This window comes from Psychrobacter sp. Pi2-1 (genome assembly GCF_904846645.1).
Classification (GTDB): Bacteria; Pseudomonadota; Gammaproteobacteria; order Pseudomonadales; family Moraxellaceae; genus Psychrobacter.
Map to the genome: position 1 here is coordinate 20314 of NZ_CAJHBO010000009.1, position 16131 is coordinate 36444.

Below are 16131 nucleotides of genomic sequence, written 5' to 3' on the forward strand. Positions count from 1 at the left end.
TCGCAGTTGCGGCTATTACTAATATTAAGACTTATCCATGCGCCTAATCGAACTCAGACTAAAAAACCTCAACTCCCTAAAAGGTGAATGGCATATTGATTTTGCTGATACTGCCTTTACCAATGAAGGTATCTTTGCTATTACAGGGCAAACAGGTGCTGGCAAGACCACCATATTGGATGCTATTTGCTTAGCGCTATATGGTGAGACGCCAAGGATTAATAGTATCAGTAAGAGCAGCAATGAGGTGATGACGCGGCAGACGGCAGAGTGTTTCGCTGAAGTAGTGATTGATTTGAATGGTGAGCAGTATCGCTGCCGCTGGGGACAGCGCCGTGCTTACAATAAAGCGGATGGCAATCTGCAAGATGCGACTCATGAAATTGCTAAGCTAAACGTCAATGATTCGTCAAAAGAGGATGAGCTGTTAGAGAGCACCTTAAAGCATACCAAAAATAAGATCATTGAACTGACTCGGATGGATTTTCAGCAGTTCACTCGCTCTATATTGCTGGCTCAGGGCAGTTTTTCAGCATTTCTAAAGGCAAAGGCTGATGAACGTGCTGATATTTTAGAGAAAATTACAGGCACTGATATTTACGCAACTATCTCCACACAGGTTCATGATAAAAAACGTACCGAAGAGGAAATTCTCAGCAAACTGCAATACGGTTTAAACGGTTTGATGCTTTTAGATACCGATGAAGAAAATCAGTTAAAAGCTGACTTGCAGTCATATCAAAGTGCCCAAAGTGAACAGCAGCAGACCATTCAAGATTTGGCCGAAAAGATAAAGTGGCTAGATAGCGTCACAGAGTCAAAAGAAAAACTGAATACTTATCAAAATGATCTAGATCAGGCTCAGCAGGCTCAGCAAGACTTCATCCCTTATGCCAAACGCTTAACCGCTGCTAATAAAGCACTAGAAATTGATAGTCAGTTCAGCCAACTTGTCCATAGTCGCGATAACCTAAAACGCTTGCAAGAAGAACAGCAGCAGATCAGTAGCATCTTACCACAAAAACAAAATGATTTAGAACAAGCAACCACACATCTAGAGACAGCGAAAACTCATACACAAGCTACTCACGAAGCTTTGCAAACGGCTCTACCCAATATTGCGCAGGCGCGTAAACTCGATGTGGAGATTACGCAGAACACGCATATCTTAAAAGATATTGAGCAAAGACAGCAAACTCTAACGGGCAGCACTCAACATCTAAATAAAGAGATAGACAACCATAAACAACAGGCTGCACAAAATAAAACCCAGCTCGCAAGTGTCGAAAGCTATCTTAATGACGCCCATGAATTAAGCAATATTGATAGTGACATAGCGAATTTCAAAAGTCATTGCGGCCGACTAAAAGTAGTATTGCAAGAGAATACCGCCCTATCAGATGATAAAACAAGCCAGCAGCAGCAGATCCACCAGTATCGCGCCAATCTTGACGGCTTAAATCAACAGAAAAAGACAAAAGACACCACCATATTGTCTATACAGGATAAATTGGCCGCTTTACAACAAGAGCAAGCAGCATTAACCCAAGTGCAGTCATTGGCTGATATGCGAGATGAGCAAGAGCAGATTGATGACATCAACCGTCAACTTGACCAAGTGAGCGTTAAGACAAAACAGCTTGATGAGCTTAGTGTACAAGTAGAGAAAATAGTTGCTACCTTGCCAGTAATGAGTAACGACCTCAAGAAGCTGGCAGGCTTAATCGCTGATAATGAATCGGCGCTCGGCGCTGCCAAAGAAAAGCGTCAAGATAAACAAACCCAGCTGCATTTACTACAAAAAGTCGCTAAATTAGAAGACTATATCGCTGACCTAAAAGATGGTCATCCCTGCCCACTTTGTGGGTCGCTAGAGCATCCTTATAGTGCAGACCACCCACATTTAATACAAGAAACGGAAGCAGATCAAACTCAGCAACAGATAACAGATCTGGATACGACTATATCCAATTTAGAAGATACTTTATCTAAACATCGTATTACTCAGGCAACTGTACGACAGCAGTTTGCGCAGCAGGAAGAGCAACAAGGCTTGCTAAATCACCAAATACAAAAATTGAAGATAGATATTGACCAGCTGGTCAGTTTATTAATCAATAAAGGTTATTCTCAAGTTATTGCTGAAACATTAAAACTGCTGGCGCATATAGATACGCATATAGATACACTATCGTTATTAGACAGTAGCAAAATCGAGCTAGGTAAGCGTAAAGAATCTCTTAAAAATACGTTAACTCAATATGAAACGCTTAGCGAGTCGCTCTCTACGATGCGTAACGACATCGAAGCGTTAGACAAGGAGCAGCGTGAGCTAACCAGCACTATTAACAAGATTGAGAGCAATAGTGAAAAAATAGCATGGGCTATAGAAAACTTAGACAAAAAATATCTTGATAATTTTTCTGAATTGACCGTGCTCAAAACCGATATATTAGCCCTGTTAAATAAATATTCCGCTGACAAGAATCAGTCAGGCACAAAAACGGCGATACGTTTTTCACTGCAATCATTACAACCGCTGATAACCAGCATTGAAAATCAAACCGTACTAAGCAATGTGGACGCTCAGGCGCAAATCAATACTCTGCGCCAATGTCACAGTTCCCTTTTAGAAATCAAGAAACAGTTCAATGACTATAGAGAGGATCAACAAACCCTAAAGACATCACTCGGTCGACTAGAAACACAAATTGAGACCAAGCAGTCTCAACTCGATAAAGAAGAAAATGAGCTTGTTAAACTAGTTCAACTCGCGGCTGAAAAATCGGATACGCTTACGCAATTAAAAACAAACAGAGATGACGTCTTAGCTGATAAAGATCCTGAAGCAGAAGAAAAGCGTTTGCGTGAGGCGTTAGAACAGTCTCAAATTGAGCAAACCTCTGCCCAAAGACAGCTAGACAATGCTGAACACATACTTAGTCAATTGCTTGATAAGCAGCATCAGGTGACTGAGCAAGTGACCATAGTACAGGGAACACTCAATACTCAAGAGGATAGCTTTAAGTTAATACTTGCTACTTCTGATTTCGCTGATGAAATAGATTTTACTAACTCGCGCCTGCCAATTAGTGAACGCAACACACTTAGACAGCAACAACAGCATATCGATTATGTACTAAAGCAAGCGCAGTCTTTATTGGAAGACACCCAAAAGACACTTGAAGCTAAGCAGGCTAATCCGCTAACAGTAGATGATAGAGAAATGCTTGCCCAACAGCACTCACAAGCCCAAGATGAGTTTAACAAACGAATTGAGTCAATCGGTGCCATCAGTCAGCGACTAAAAGACAATGAAGATAAGAAAAACACTCAACAGGCGCAAATTGATGCCATCACTGCCCAAAAGGACAAATTGCAAGTTTGGCAACAATTGCATAAATTGATTGGCTCATCTGATGGCAAAAAGTTCCGTACTTTTGCTCAAGGGCTAACCTTTGATCTCATGGTCACTCACGCCAATACGCAGCTGCAAAAAATGAGCGATCGCTATTTGCTGGCTCGTGATGATAATAGCCCACTTGAGCTAAATGTGATTGATAACTATCAAGGTGGTGAAATTCGCAGCACTAAAAACCTTTCAGGCGGCGAAGGTTTTATTATTAGCCTAGCATTAGCGTTAGGGCTATCACAGATGGCCAGTCAAAACATACGTGTGGACTCGCTATTTTTGGATGAAGGGTTTGGTACATTGGATGAGGAATCTTTAGACATTGCGCTGGATACGCTGACTAATTTGCAGCAAGAAGGCAAGTTAATCGGGGTAATCTCCCATGTGCAGGCATTAAAAGATCGTATCTTAACCCAAATCAAAGTCGAAAAGCTGTCAGGTGGATTTAGCCGAATCAGTGGTCAAGGGTGTCATAAAGTCGTCAGTGAAAAAGCCTCATAAGTTAATCACTTTACTACTTAATACTTTCAATTAAACCATTTCGTTTAGACAACAAAAAACCACCGAACATTAAGAACGATGGTTTTTTGTGCGACAGTTTGGGTTAATATTACTTCATTACTTAGTAACTAAACCACTAAGCTCACTCATCAATACTGACAACGTTGAAAGACCGATTTGGCCTTCTTCATCGTTGCTATGCAGCTCATCTAATTTATTCATCTCTGTAGTGACTGCTGCAAGCTGATCGACGTGTCTTGCTCTCCATTCACTAAATGCTTGCTTAGCATCTGGTTTTGAGAGTACCACATCCATCAATAGACGCAAGCTGCGTGACAGCTCGTTCACTAACGCATGGCGCGCACGGCGATCCCAATAGTCTTGCTGTGGTAAATTGGCAATATTGTCCATCATCCAGTCTAATTGCAACACTTGATAGGCTTCAAAGTACAGGGTTGCAATCTCATCAACAGGACGCTCATATTGCTCGGCCAGCAATGCAGCATCAAGCGCATCGACATGGTACGGTAGCATCGCAAACAACGTAGCATCGTTATCAGACAGCTCTTTTTGCATCAAACGCTTGGTATCTTCTTGCAGGTATTGTGCAAACTGCTGCTCGATAAATCCACTTGGCTTAGTCAGTTTTTCTACACTTTCGCTAAAGCGGCTAATCATGTCAGCGACTTGCAAGTTTTGACCGAAGGCGTTGATGAACCAGACCACACCGCGCTCAAGCGCATCACGTAAGCGTAGCTCAAGGTTCAGTAGTAACGTCGCTTCAACTTGATTGTCTAGTGCTTCCAGTGCTTGCCAAGCACGCGATACATTGAATACATCACGGCTAATCGCATAACCACGTACGATAGTGGCTAGTGATTGATCGGTTTCTTCAAAGAGGCGGAATAGCGCTTCAATACCTAAGCGGTTGACCACACTATTGGTTAAGTATGTACTGATGATCTCACGATGCAAGCGGTGTTCTGTCATCTCATCAAAGAAGCGTGACGCCAGCTCATCAGGGAAGTATTTGCGTAGCTCATTGATAAAGTACGGATCATCTGGTAAATCAGATAGTAGTAGATTGTCATAAACCCACATTTTGCCATAGGCCAAGACCACTGCTAGCTCAGGATTGGTCAGACCAGTATCCGCTTTTTGACGCTTCGCAATCTCTTCATCTGATGGTAGATACTCAATCGCACGATCCAGACGCCCTTCACTCTCTAGCATCTGAATAAAGCGCTGATGATCACTCAGGTTGGCTGCGGCACGGATATGGCTTAGCTCAATCGCCTGCGGCTGCAAGTAGTTTTGACGCAATACCAACTCTGCTACGGTCTCAGTCATACTCTCAAGAAGCTCATTACGTTGCTTCAGCGTCATATCGCCTTGCTCGACCACTTTGCCAAGTAGGATTTTGATATTGACTTCATGATCCGAACAGTTAACACCGCCTGAGTTATCGATTGCATCTGTATAGATACGTCCACCCGTTTGAGCGTACTCGATACGACCTTGCTGGGTTAGACCTAAGTTACCACCTTCACCAACGACGGCTGCACGTAGCTCATTACCATCAATACGCAGCGAATCATTCGCACGGTCGCCCACGTCAGCGTGCGTTTCGTTTGCACTTTTGACATAAGTACCGATACCACCATTCCAGATCAGATCGACAGGTGCTCGTAGTAACGCACTGATCAAATCATTCGGTGCAAGGCTGTCTTCACTGATATCGAAGAGCGACTTCATCTCAGGGCTGATAGCGATGGTTTTGTCTTGGCGCGAGAAGATACCACCACCCTGACTAATTAATGATGCTTCATAATCTGCCCATGATGAGCGTGGTAATTCAAACAAGCGTGCGCGCTCAGCGTATGAGGCGGCCGTATCTGGATTAGGATCAATAAAGATATGCAAATGGTTAAAGGCAGCAACTAGCTTAGTATGCGTTGATAGCAGCATACCATTACCGAACACATCACCACTCATGTCACCAATACCGACAACGGTAAAGTCGTCACGGTTTTGAATGTCCATACCGCGCATACGGAAGTGACGTTTGACCGACTCCCAACCACCGCGAGCTGTGATACCCATTGCTTTATGGTCATAACCTACTGAGCCACCTGAGGCAAAGGCATCATCTAGCCAGAAGTTGTACTCTGCTGCTAGCGCGTTGGCTATGTCAGAGAAAGTAGCTGTACCTTTGTCTGCTGCGACAACCAAGTACGGATCGTCTTCATCATGGCGTACCGTGTTGGCTGGCGGGACGATGTTGCCATCTACAATATTGTCTGTGACATCAAGCATGCCACGTAAGAATGTCTGATAACAAGCGATACCTTCTGCTTGGAATGCCTCACGACCATCAGCCATGCTCTTGGTTTTTACAATAAAGCCGCCTTTAGAGCCTACAGGGACGATTACTGCGTTTTTGACCATCTGCGCTTTGACAAGGCCAAGCACTTCAGTACGGAAATCTTCCATACGATCTGACCAGCGCAGACCACCACGAGCGACTTTGCCGCCACGTAAATGAACAGCTTCGACGCGCGGTGAATACACAAATATCTCAAACATTGGCTTTGGTTTAGGCAAGTTTGGAATGTCTGCTGCCAAGAATTTAAATGACAGGCGATCTTTGCGCTGACCATCACTATCCACTTGATAGAAGTTAGTACGTACCATCGCATTAATCAAATCTAAGTACCAGCGCAAGATACGATCTTCATCCAAGCTATCGACATCTGCTAATGCAGCGGTGATTTGCTCTTGAATGGTAGCAGCCTTTTTTTGACGTTCTTCTTCGCTATACTTAGGATTCATACGTGCGTCAAACAAACTACCTAATGCGACACTGATATCACTGTTCTTGACCACAGTTTGCTGAATATAAGCACTAGAGAATGGGGCACGTGCTTGCAGCATATAGCGAGACAATGCACGCAATACGACGACATCATAAGTATCGAGCTTGGTCGTTAGTACCAACTCATTGAATGAATCGCTTTCAACACGACCTGCCCAGATTTGCTTGAGGCTGTCTTCAAACTGACCACGCACTACTTGCATATTGACCGTATCGACATGCTCTAGGGTCAACTCATACTCTTGCATCCAGATAGGCTGCTCTGGCAAGTCAAACTCATAAGTCTGTGCTGAGATAACTGATACACCAAAGTTTTCAAGTATTGGCAATACTTTTGACAAGATAACCGGTTGCTCGCGACCGTATAGCTTTAGGTGGAGCTGGTTACGTGCATCGCCTGTCGACTGGTATAAATGCCAGAGCATCGGGTTTTCTGCAGTCAGTCCCGCCAAACGTTTCGTATCTTCGACTGCAGTACGAGCATCAAAACGCTCTTGGTAAGCAGCAGGAATATAGTTTAAGAAGCGACGATTTAAAGCGTTGGCTTGTTGCTCACCTACATTGTCGAGTAGCATTTTTTGATAATTATCATCCCATGACTGCATGAGTGCTGATAATTTGGCTTCAAGTGTGGCGATATTGACGTCATTTACTTGACCAGGCACGGTACGTACGTGGACGTGCACACGAGCATGCGCAGATTCATTAAATTCAGTGGTAAACCCTGAAGACATACCGTTATAGGCGTCTTTTAGGACATTTTGTACTTTAATACGTAGCTCGGTGTTGAATTTGTCACGCGGGATATAGACCAAGCACGAAACAAAACGCTGATAATGGTCGATACGGCTGAATAGACGTAAGCTTTTCTTGTCTTGTAGTTGAGTAATGCCCGAAACAATTGGGTATAGCTCTTCGACGCTGGCTTGGAATAAATCATCACGTGGCAAAGTATTAATCACATGCATCATTTTGTGATGAGCGTGACCGTCACGTGGCAAGTCTGCCATTGCCATAATCTTATTGGCTTTTTCGCGCAATAGCGGTATTTGCTGTACAGTCAGCTGATAGGCTTGTGATGTAAGCAAACCGATAAAGCGGTATTCACCAATTAGGTTACCGTTATCATCGAACTTATGAATGCCCAAAAAGTCCATATATACTGAACGATGCACAGGTGATACACGGCTTGATTTGGACAGCATCAACACGCGCGGCTCAGTCAACAGTTGCTTTAAACCTCTAGGCAACTGGCTAAAGCTTTCTGATAGCTTGTCTTTTTCAGAACCACGTAATAGACCCAGACCACTGTTACCAATCGCAAATAAATCCAAATCGGTCGGTTCAGAAGTCACTTCGATAGACTGACCACCTTCCAAGCGGTATTCACGATAACCTAAGAATATAAAGTGATCGTCTAAGATCCAATCTAAAAATGCTTGGATTTCTTGTTGTGAGTAGAATACTTCTGGTAGCGGCTTAGTCGAAAGCTCGGTTTTGATGTCGTTTAACTGTGCACGCATCTGTTTCCAGTCGCCAACGACCGTATCAAGCGTGTCAATTTTTGACATAAGCATCTGTTGAAGTGCTTCCAAGTCTTCGTTGTCTTGGTAAGCAATTTCACAATGAATCAATGACATATGTGAAGTGGCACTTTCATGTGCGCCTTCGATATGCGTAATATCACCATTGTCATCACGCTCAACACTGATAATGATATTGTAAGTACGATGAACATCGATACCTTCAGCTTCTAGGCTCATCAAAATCGTATCAACTAAGAATGGTCTATCATAAGCTGCGATTTGGATGACAGTGTGCGAGCTGTGAAAGTGCTGCTCTTCTGCTGCTGGGTTTAGTACTGTCAGCTGCGGCTTGCTGCCGTCGTAAGCTTTGAGTAGTGTAAAGTGATGTAGCGCCATGCCCGCCAAGTCAGCATTACTAATCGCCTCTGCAGTTTCTTGATGCAGCGGCTGATAATAGCTATGAATAAAATGATCAAATAGTGATTTGTCTTTTTGTACATAACTGGTAGCAATATCGCTTATCTGGCTAATGCGCTCTTTTGCGATACTGAGGGAGTTTGGCATTTCCTGCGTCCTTTTTTTATAGATTTGGTTTAACATTTATTTATTTAAGTTTATCGATTTAGATTGACTACTGTTACTGCATATTCATGCATTGGTGCAACGGTGCAGTATTTCCATTCACGCGACTTATTTTATTTTTATAACAGTTAGAAATTTTCTCCTTTTTTGCTCTTATTTTTTATTAATATGTAGCCATCAGAATTTAATACTACCAATATAGTGAAGTGTAACGCACATAAGGCGCGAGCTAAAGTGTACAACATCATTTCATGAATCAGCGATGTGTCGATAACCTTTACTAATGAGACAATGCATTTTTAGACATCGATATGGATGATTCGGTGCTGGCAGGCGGATACTCATGGTAATTGAAGGCGTTTTTTTGTTAGAATATGCCAACATATTTAAGAGCGTACGACTCGCTCACTATTAACTTTAATGCTAAGGGCAAAAGGTATGATGAATATTTTGGTGGTTGGCTCAGGTGGTCGCGAACACGCATTGGCATGGCAATGTGCAAAAGATGACAATGTAAAAAATGTCTACATCGCTCCTGGCAATGCTGGCACCGCCCTTGAGCCTAAATGCCAAAACGTTACGCTAGAGTCTACCGACGCTGACGCAGGCGAGCATAGTGCTGTTATCGCCTTTTGTCAGAATAACGATATCGACATGGTAATTGTTGGTCCAGAAGCGCCTTTGGTCACGGGTATTGTTGATGCTTGTCGTGAAGCAGGTATCAAAGCATGGGGCCCAACAGCATACTGTGCACAGTTAGAAGGCTCAAAAACTTTTGCTAAAGAGTTCATGGAGCAAAACAACATTCCAACCGCTGCTTATCAAGGTTTTACAGACGCAGTCGCTGCAAAAGCCTATGTTGATGAGCAAGGCGCGCCTATCGTTATTAAAGCAGATGGTCTTGCTGCAGGTAAAGGCGTCATCGTTGCTGAAACGATCGAACAAGCACATGAAGCTATCGACGATATGTTAGCGGACAATAAGTTCGGTGATGCTGGCAGCCGCGTGGTTATCGAGCAGTTCTTACAGGGTGAAGAAGCCAGCTTTATCTGTATGATTGATGGTGACAACATCTTGCCAATGGCAACCAGTCAAGATCATAAGCGTGCTTTTGAAGATGATACCGGTCCAAACACTGGTGGTATGGGTGCCTACTCCCCTGCTCCAGTTGTTACCGGCGATGTCCATAACAAAGTCATGCAGCAAGTGATACAACCAGTAGTCGATGCCATGAAAAACGCAGGCCATCCTTATACTGGATTCTTATACGCTGGTCTTATGATTGATAAGGCAGGCGACCCGTATGTCATCGAGTTTAACTGCCGCTTTGGTGATCCAGAAACGCAGCCTATCTTGATGCGCTTGCAGTCATCAATGGTCGATTTGGTCGCACAAGGTTTGGCAGGTCAGTTACCTAGTGAAGCAAAATGGGATGCGCGCCCTGCTCTAGGTATCGTTATCGCATCAAAAGGCTACCCTGAAACTTCGTCTAAAGGTGATGTGATTGCTGGCTTGCCAGAACTAGATCCTAATAATGACGAAGCTGTTAAAGTTTTCCATGCTGGTACGGCACTTTCTAACGATAATGATAAAGAAGTCGTCACAAACGGCGGGCGCGTCTTATGTGTGACTGCGCTAGCAGATAGTATTTCTGATGCTCAGCAAGCCGCATTAGCAGTTACCGCTGCTATTAGCTTCGATGGTGCGCAGTATCGCCGTGATATTGGTCATCATGCCATCACTCGCGAAAATGCTTAGCAGCTAAGGCATCCCAAGAGACATATTGAGTGACGTCTTAGGCAATATTTTAGATAATACGAAGGTTTCACTCAATATGTTCGATTAATAATATTTTTCTATTTTATAGCTCTACATCATTATTTGACCTAGCACCGTGCTAGGTCTTATTTTTTATTATCTGTTTGACACTGACCTATTGGCTATAAATAGATTTCACTAAATTTTAATAACCAGTGAACTTGCTAGAAAATCCTAGCTATTTATGAATCATACTCAAATTAGTAAGCACCTATTTATCAATAGTTACCGCTAGATATTAGCTTACAAAGTAACTATCAATGGCCAGTTCAGGCTCATAAAACCCACACGCTTTATATGATACAATTTTGTACCTGTGCATCACGTCTCCCTTGTATTGTAGGTTTCGAACCCGCAAATCAATACCAATTGGATGAATGATTATACTTATGGCAAATGATACGTCTAAACCTTTTAGCAACAAGCAGTCAATCGATAGCCTAAAAACCTCAGGGTTTGATCGTCGTATGTCGATTGCAAAAACTTCTTTGAATATTGGTCGTCGTTGGGCGGGTAATAGCGTGTCTGGTATGTTCTTAAATAAAGAAGCACGTACTGCACGCAATCAGGCGTTTATGGAAACTCAGGCAAATTATCTGGCATCAGAGCTGGGTAAATTGAAAGGTTCGGTCGTCAAGATTGGTCAAATGCTAGCGATTTATGGTGAGCATATACTGCCGCCAGAGATCACGCGTGCTTTGCAAACCCTTAATGATGATACGGCAACATTGACTTGGCCGACGATTGAGCAAACATTACGCCAGTTACTGGGCAATAAACTAACCGAGCTAGACATTGATCCTGTTCCCATCGGAACTGCTTCTCTTGCTCAAGTTCACCGTGCGACCGTACTCGCCACTGGCGAACAAGTTGTGTTAAAAATTCAGTATCCGGGTGTGGCAGACGCTATCAACTCTGATCTTGCTTTGTTCAAACAATTGTTAAAAGTAAGTAATATCGTCCCTCAAACACGCGCACTCGATGCTTGGTTTGAGGAAATACGTGACCTACTCCATCACGAAGTCGATTATGAAGCGGAAGCGGCTACGACGGAGCGTTTTTACGAGCGTTTAATCGATGATCCACGCTATATCGTGCCTAAGATCAATCGTAACTATTCTAAAAAACGTCTGCTATGTATGTCATACGAGCCAGGTATCACTGTGGTTTCAGAAGCATTGCAGCTATTACCTCATGAACGCCGCAATGCCATTGGTCAAGCGGCCATTGAAATCATGATGCAAGAGATTTTTGTATGGGGTGAGATGCAGACAGATCCCAACTTTGGTAATTACTTAGTGCGTGTGAGCAAAAACGAAGAAGATATCGATAGATTGGTTTTGCTAGATTTTGGAGCGATTCGTCAATTTGATGGCAACTTATTAACGATTGCCCGTGGTTTACTACGCGCAGGATATCGCCATGATCAGCAAGCAATGAGCCTTGCTATGAAAGGATATGACTTTTTCGATAGCATGAGTAATAAAGTACGTTCGGATATTGCCTCGTTATTTTTGCTTGCTACCGAGCCTTTTAGTGACCCTGAGAAAAACGCTAACATCCCTAGCGAATGTTTGGATGAGCAGAATCGATATATTTGGGCCAACAGTAAACTACATTCACGTCTATCCACTACGGCCACACGTGCAATGCAATCTTTTGAATTTAATCTACCACCAAAAGAATTTATGTTTATTAGCCGCAAGTTTATCGGTGCATATACTTTTCTGACTGTTTTAGATGCGCATACCAACTCTAATAGTCTCGTAAAACCTTATTTATAAACTGTGCAAATTTTTGGCCGTCCTTTAGTGACGGCTTTTTAATGTCTTGATTTTATTTGCTTAGGCTATTTTACATCTAATACTACTAACTTTACTGTGTATCACTGATATAAGTCCTATATTTACTTAAGCTATTATTTTTCGCTTATAGCACTTACCTGCCAATCGTCAAATCTTGTTTTATACCACTTCGGCTTACGAATACTTAGCTCCCAACACATTTCTTGTCGGGCAAGATATTTCACTTCGAAATGAGTTCGCTGACTAGTCGCTGGCACTCGAGAACGTGTTGATGGTAGACACCACACTTTAGTTGCTTGGTGTTCTGCATTGTCCATATAGGATTCGATATTAGTCACTAATATCACCTCTCCGCCCACCTGCAAGCGTGATAATAGAAACTCAAAAAAAGGCATATTCAGCCATTGCTGATTTAGATTGTGCTGTTCAGGATTGGGATAAAGAATGAAGATTTTAGCCAAGCTGTTTGGTTTAATGGCATGCACTGTCCATGCAATCGCATCCGCATGAATCGCATCTAGGTTTGATAGATTTTGTAGAGTAGCTAATTTTGAGAATGCTTCAAATTTATTACGCGTGCGTTCAATGGCTATCAGATGCTTATCAGGATTTTGTGCAGCAAAGCTAAGTGCATGCTTACCCTTCCCTGCCCCAATTTCTAGTATTAACGGTTTTTCATCTTTATTGTCATTGATGATATTTGGAATAATAAAGTCACGCGGTGCTGACAGTTTTTGTGGTTGAAAGGCACGCTCTTGCTGATGCGTGAGATCAATATTGTCGGTCATCTACTATCCTTAAAGCATTTGTCTTTTGTCATTATTCGGCCCCATGCTATTATATAGTCAATCCAATTGAATAGTAATACAGCGATAGCAAGTACGCCTCGTTTCGTCGTAATTTCAATGACGGATGCGTTTTATGCTTATGCCATATGCAACCAATACTAATAACATTTAGGACATTTCTCTTTTATTATGACTGATTCTACTGCAAGCACGCCCCCAAAGACCTACCCTTGTCCACGTTGCGGTACTCAGACGGCCTGGCAAGACAATAAATATAAGCCGTTTTGTAGCAGTCGCTGCAAGCTGATTGACTTAGGTGCTTGGGCAAACGAAGACTACACCTTACCTGCAGAAACCACGCCTTTTTCTGACGAGCTATAACCCACACTCTTACTCAATTATTATACAAAGGATGCTTTACATGTCTGCTACTTACCTGATGCCCACTTATAATCGTCAACCAATCAGCTTTACACGCGGTGCAGGCAGTTGGCTCTATACCAAAGATGACACGCCTTACTTAGATGCCTTAACTGGTATCGCGGTATGCGGCTTAGGACACTGTCATCCACAAGTCACTGACGCGATTCAGCAGCAAGCAGGTACGTTAATTCATACAAGTAACTTGTTTGGCATTGATTGGCAAGAGCGCGCTGGAGAGATACTATGTACCGCCGCCCAAATGGACAGTGTGTTTTTTGCCAATAGCGGCGCTGAAGCCAATGAAGCTGCATTGAAACTGGCACGTTTATACGCGTACAAACAAGGTTTTAAACGTCCAAAAGTTATCGTAATGGAGCAATCGTTCCATGGTCGTACGTTATTATCTTTGTCAGCTACTGCAAATCCAAAAGCGCGCGAAGGGTTTTATACGCTAGATGAGGACTTTATTCGTGTGCCATTTGGCGATATAGCTGCCGTTAAACAAGCTGCTCAAGAACATGATGACATCTGCGCTATCTTTGTAGAGCCGATTCAAGGCGAAGGTGGCCTAAATACGGCAGCCAATGGCTTCACTTATCTTGAAGAGTTGCAAGCAGAATGTGACGCTCATAACTGGCTATTTATGCTGGATGAAGTGCAAACAGGTAATGGCCGTACGGGTAAATATTTTGCTTATCAACATAGCAATGCTCGCCCTGATGTGTTGACGACAGCCAAAGGTCTAGGTAATGGTTTCCCAGTCGGTGCGTGCATGGTACGTGGCCGCGCCAATGGTCTGTTTGGTGCTGGTAGCCATGGCTCTACTTATGGTGGTACGCCATTGGCCAGCCGCGTGGTACATAGCGTATATGACGTGCTAGCAAATAGTAATATTATGGAAAACGCAGTAACTGAGGGTTTATTTATCAGAGAAAGTATCGTTGATACATTTGGCCAACATGGCGTTAGTAGTCGCGGTGCAGGTATGATGATTGGTATCGCGCTACCTGAAGATATGGATTGTAGCCAACTGGTGGATCGTGCCCGTGATGAGCAAAAGCTGATCATTAATGTGACCGGTGGTCATGTTGTACGTTTGCTGCCGCCGCTTAACATGAGCCGTGATGAAAGCACACAAGTCGCTGAGCGTTTAATCAATCTGTTGAAGCCATCATTTTAAAGCATGCTTCAACGTTAATAACAGACAACAAAAAAGCCTATAGATGATTCATTATCTATAGGCTTTTTGCTAACTGCTTATTGCTAACTAAAAACGTTTCGTGCGTAGTGAGAACAACACTTAGTTTGCATGGAAGTATTTTTTCAGTACTTCTAGGCAACGAGTAATTTTAGCTGGCTGTTGGTCGCGATTTAAAGTGACCGCATATAGCACAAAGCTTGGCAATTGATAGCCAGTCAACACTTCTACCAGCTCTCCACTTTCAAGCTCTTTTTTGACGTCCATTTCTAACATTCTAACCAAACCATGACCTTCTTTAGCCAACGTCGTTGCCATAAACACGTTATTGGTATAGATACGTGAGTTCATTTTGACACGCGTTTTTTTGCCAGTTTCAGTCTGAATCATATCGATCTGATTGGCATCTTTCATGATTTCAATACAGATTAATTGATGCTCAGCCAAATCTTTAGGCGTATTTAGCTTACTGTGCTGACGCAAATACTGAGGTGAAGCAACCAACAGTTGGCGCACATCGGTCAATGGATGACTGCTCAAACTAGAATCATTAATCGATGGACTCATGCGAATAGCAATATCAATACGCTCATCAATCATATCGATATAATGATTGTCAGCTAGATAGGTGACGCTTAAATCATCATGTGCCGCCATCCACGTAGAGAGTGCCGGCAGTATGTGATTAACACCAAGCTCAGGAGTCGTCGATACACGCAAGCTACCTGCTAGCTCATCACGCAATTGATTAACTTTGATACGCCCTTGCTCTGCTGCACTAACGACATCTTTTGCCGCTTCATAAAAGCTCTCACCAGCTTCTGTTAAGCTTAGCTTACGAGTCGAGCGATGTAGCAACACCACGCCAAGCTCGTTCTCTAGCGAACGAATTTGCTGACTGACTGCACTGGTTGTAATACCTAGCTCACGTGCAGAGCCACTAAAAGAGCCATGTCCGACCACACTGGCGAACACAGCCATACCGCGTAAATTATCCAACATATTCTCACCTAAACGTCATTTCAGTTTTTAATATAACTTAACCATTATAACGACTTTGCATTCATCTTATCGTTATCAAATGGTTCTCTCTTGTTTGATAAATATATTTTGACCCGTAATAAAAACAAAAATATCAAGGTGATATATTGCTATCACCTTGATATTTAATATAAAACTACGTTCAATATATAAATATACTTT

General features: G+C 42.9%; 8 protein-coding genes. 5 read left to right on the plus strand and 3 right to left on the minus strand.

Annotation, left to right across the window (positions count from 1 at the left end):
* Window positions 1–37 precede the first annotated feature (37 nt).
* Entirely contained in the window at window positions 38–3913 is a 3876-nt protein-coding gene (locus tag JMX91_RS06895; RefSeq protein ID WP_201548248.1) for an AAA family ATPase, read from the plus strand.
* 117 nt (window positions 3914–4030) lie between these two features.
* On the opposite strand, the gene JMX91_RS06900 is transcribed toward JMX91_RS06895, so the two are convergent.
* The gene (locus tag JMX91_RS06900; RefSeq protein ID WP_201548250.1) at window positions 4031–8878 is read right to left on the minus strand and encodes an NAD-glutamate dehydrogenase; all 4848 of its coding nucleotides are present in this window, start codon (window positions 8876–8878) and stop codon (window positions 4031–4033) included.
* A 459-nt stretch (window positions 8879–9337) separates the two neighbouring features.
* Between JMX91_RS06900 and purD the strand changes: the two genes are divergently transcribed.
* Both purD and JMX91_RS06910 read left to right on the plus strand, forming a co-directional pair.
* Entirely contained in the window at window positions 9338–10654 is a 1317-nt protein-coding gene (gene purD, locus JMX91_RS06905; protein ID WP_201548314.1) for a phosphoribosylamine--glycine ligase, read from the plus strand.
* A 449-nt stretch (window positions 10655–11103) separates the two neighbouring features.
* Window positions 11104–12498, plus strand: coding sequence for an ABC1 kinase family protein (locus tag JMX91_RS06910; RefSeq protein ID WP_201548252.1), 1395 nt, complete (start codon window positions 11104–11106; stop codon window positions 12496–12498).
* A gap of 134 nt (window positions 12499–12632) precedes the next feature.
* On the opposite strand, the gene JMX91_RS06915 is transcribed toward JMX91_RS06910, so the two are convergent.
* Complete coding sequence (locus JMX91_RS06915) at window positions 12633–13307, minus strand: DUF938 domain-containing protein (protein WP_201548254.1); 675 nt, start codon at window positions 13305–13307, stop codon at window positions 12633–12635.
* A 189-nt stretch (window positions 13308–13496) separates the two neighbouring features.
* On the opposite strand from JMX91_RS06915, the gene JMX91_RS06920 reads away from it, so the two are divergent.
* Window positions 13497–13688 carry a DNA gyrase inhibitor YacG gene (locus JMX91_RS06920; RefSeq protein ID WP_160021707.1) on the plus strand — a complete coding sequence of 64 codons (192 nt, stop codon included), beginning with the start codon at window positions 13497–13499 and terminating at the stop codon, window positions 13686–13688.
* A gap of 40 nt (window positions 13689–13728) precedes the next feature.
* Window positions 13729–14910 carry an aspartate aminotransferase family protein gene (locus JMX91_RS06925; RefSeq protein WP_160021706.1) on the plus strand — a complete coding sequence of 394 codons (1182 nt, stop codon included), beginning with the start codon at window positions 13729–13731 and terminating at the stop codon, window positions 14908–14910.
* A gap of 120 nt (window positions 14911–15030) precedes the next feature.
* On the opposite strand, the gene JMX91_RS06930 is transcribed toward JMX91_RS06925, so the two are convergent.
* Window positions 15031–15930 carry a LysR family transcriptional regulator gene (locus JMX91_RS06930; protein ID WP_057760292.1) on the minus strand — a complete coding sequence of 300 codons (900 nt, stop codon included), beginning with the start codon at window positions 15928–15930 and terminating at the stop codon, window positions 15031–15033.
* Window positions 15931–16131: the final 201 nt, after the last annotated feature.

What these genes read in the sequence shown, in the direction of transcription:
- JMX91_RS06910 (WP_201548252.1), top strand. Translation starts at nt 11,104, where the DNA reads ATGGCAAATGATACGTCTAAACCTTTTAGCAACAAGCAGTCAATCGAT.
- JMX91_RS06930 (WP_057760292.1), bottom strand. Translation starts at nt 15,930, where the DNA reads ATGTTGGATAATTTACGCGGTATGGCTGTGTTCGCCAGTGTGGTCGGA.
- JMX91_RS06925 (WP_160021706.1), top strand. Translation starts at nt 13,729, where the DNA reads ATGTCTGCTACTTACCTGATGCCCACTTATAATCGTCAACCAATCAGC.
- purD (WP_201548314.1), top strand. Translation starts at nt 9,338, where the DNA reads ATGAATATTTTGGTGGTTGGCTCAGGTGGTCGCGAACACGCATTGGCA.
- JMX91_RS06920 (WP_160021707.1), top strand. Translation starts at nt 13,497, where the DNA reads ATGACTGATTCTACTGCAAGCACGCCCCCAAAGACCTACCCTTGTCCA.
- JMX91_RS06900 (WP_201548250.1), bottom strand. Translation starts at nt 8,878, where the DNA reads ATGCCAAACTCCCTCAGTATCGCAAAAGAGCGCATTAGCCAGATAAGC.
- JMX91_RS06915 (WP_201548254.1), bottom strand. Translation starts at nt 13,307, where the DNA reads ATGACCGACAATATTGATCTCACGCATCAGCAAGAGCGTGCCTTTCAA.
- JMX91_RS06895 (WP_201548248.1), top strand. Translation starts at nt 38, where the DNA reads ATGCGCCTAATCGAACTCAGACTAAAAAACCTCAACTCCCTAAAAGGT.